Origin of the sequence: Oceaniovalibus guishaninsula JLT2003, assembly GCF_000299575.1 — a bacterium.
GTDB classification, from domain to species: Bacteria; Pseudomonadota; Alphaproteobacteria; order Rhodobacterales; family Rhodobacteraceae; genus Palleronia; species Palleronia guishaninsula.
In genome coordinates this window covers 1-824 of sequence record NZ_AMGO01000057.1, presented here as the reverse complement: position 1 = coordinate 824, position 824 = coordinate 1, and the positions used below count along the sequence as shown (strand labels likewise).

The 824-nt window shown below is 70.8% G+C and carries 1 protein-coding gene and 1 pseudogene; both read left to right on the top strand.

Translation table 11 applies throughout. The annotated features are described in order from the left end of the window. Positions 1-11: 11 nt before the first annotated feature. Positions 12-560: pseudogene (locus OCGS_RS15505) on the top strand (VapE domain-containing protein); the annotation flags it as partial. An 82-nt stretch (positions 561-642) separates the two neighbouring features. Further along, on the top strand, positions 643-824 hold a 182-nt coding region (locus tag OCGS_RS15500; RefSeq protein ID WP_338009676.1), incomplete at its 3' end, for a VapE domain-containing protein.

Genomic DNA, 824 nt, shown 5'->3' with positions numbered 1-824 from the left:
CCTTCGCCGGCGTGCTCGCCTTGGACGAGTTCGGGCAGGNGATCGTGGTGCGCCAGTCGCTGCCGTCGGGATTGCGCCGCCGCGTCCCTGCCGCGGTCCCCTGGGAGGACGCCGACGACATTCGCACCGCCGAATGGCTGCAGCTGCGCGGCATCAACGTGGCGCCGGTGGTCGTCAGCCGCGCCGTCGGCGCCGTCGCCCGCGAGCTGCGCATCCATCCCGTCCGCGACTGGCTAGACACCCTGACATGGGACGGCACGCCCCGGATCGAGTCCTGGACCAGCGCCTATCTCGGTGCCGAACCCACCGCGTTCCATCACACCATCGGCGCGCTCTGGCTGATCTCGGCCGTCGCCCGCATCTACCGCCCCGGCGTCAAGGCCGACCACATGCTGATCCTCGAGGGGCCGCAGGGCGCGCGCAAGTCCACCGCGATCAAGGTGCTCGCCGGCGAGGAGTGGTTCACCGACGAGCTGCCCGAGCTTGGGTCGAAGGACGCGGCGTTGCACATGCAGGGCGTCTGGATCGTGGAGATCGCCGAACTCGACGCCATCGGCCGCGCCGAGGTCTCGCGCATCAAGGCGTTCCTGACCCGCACCACCGACCGCTTCCGCCCAGCCCTACGGCCGCTACACCGTCGAGGTGCCGCGCCAGTGCGTGTTCGCCGGCACCGTGAACCCCGACACCTATCTGCGGGACGAAACTGGCAACCGCCGTTTCTGGCCGCTCCGCTGCGGCGCCATAGACATCGCGGCGCTCGCCCGCGACCGGGACCAGCTCTGGGCCGAGGCGGTCCATCGCTTCCGCGCAGGGGCAATCTGGTG